Origin of the sequence: Kurthia massiliensis (assembly GCF_000285555.1) — a bacterium.
In the GTDB taxonomy this organism is placed as follows: Bacteria; Bacillota; Bacilli; order Bacillales_A; family Planococcaceae; genus Kurthia; species Kurthia massiliensis.
In genome coordinates this window covers 1-488 of the sequence record NZ_CAEU01000083.1, presented here as the reverse complement: position 1 = coordinate 488, position 488 = coordinate 1, and the positions used below count along the sequence as shown (strand labels likewise).

The following is a 488-nucleotide window of genomic DNA, read 5'->3' as shown; positions in this document are numbered from 1 at the left end:
ATTTTTATATTATTTATTCCGTTGTAGCTCAGTTGGTAGTAGCATCTGACTGTTAATCAGAGGGTCGCAGGTTCGAGTCCTGCCAACGGAGCCATATGGAGTAGTACTCAAGAGGCTGAAGAGGCGCCCCTGCTAAGGGTGTAGGTCGGGTAACCGGCGCGGAGGTTCAAATCCTCTCTACTCCACCATTTGTTTCAATTTGATAGACGGCCCCTTGGTCAAGCGGTTAAGACACCGCCCTTTCACGGCGGTAACACGGGTTCGAATCCCGTAGGGGTCATTTTCATATGCCGGTGTAGCTCAGTTGGTAGAGCAACTGACTTGTAATCAGTAGGTCGAGGGTTCGACTCCTTTCGCCGGCACCATTTTTTCTCAATGAAAATTGAGTCATTAGCTCAGTTGGTAGAGCATCTGACTTTTAATCAGAGGGTCGCTGGTTCGAATCCTGCATGACTCATATTAAGCGAATGCGATTGCATTCGCTTTTT

At 48.0% G+C, this 488-nt stretch carries 5 tRNA genes; all 5 read left to right on the top strand.

From position 1 onward, the window contains the following. Positions 1–17: 17 nt before the first annotated feature. The 5 genes from KMHG_RS17035 to KMHG_RS17015 all read left to right on the top strand — a co-directional run bounded on the left by KMHG_RS17035 (position 18) and on the right by KMHG_RS17015 (position 457). Positions 18–94: transfer RNA gene (locus tag KMHG_RS17035), tRNA-Asn, on the top strand. A 3-nt stretch (positions 95–97) separates the two neighbouring features. Further along, positions 98–188, top strand: a tRNA-Ser gene (locus KMHG_RS17030). Positions 189–208: 20 nt separating this feature from the next. Beyond that, positions 209–280 (top strand) — tRNA-Glu (locus KMHG_RS17025). A gap of 9 nt (positions 281–289) precedes the next feature. Further along, positions 290–365: transfer RNA gene (locus tag KMHG_RS17020), tRNA-Thr, on the top strand. 19 nt (positions 366–384) lie between these two features. Next, a tRNA-Lys gene (locus KMHG_RS17015) sits at positions 385–457 on the top strand. The last annotated feature ends 31 nt before the right edge of the window (positions 458–488 follow it).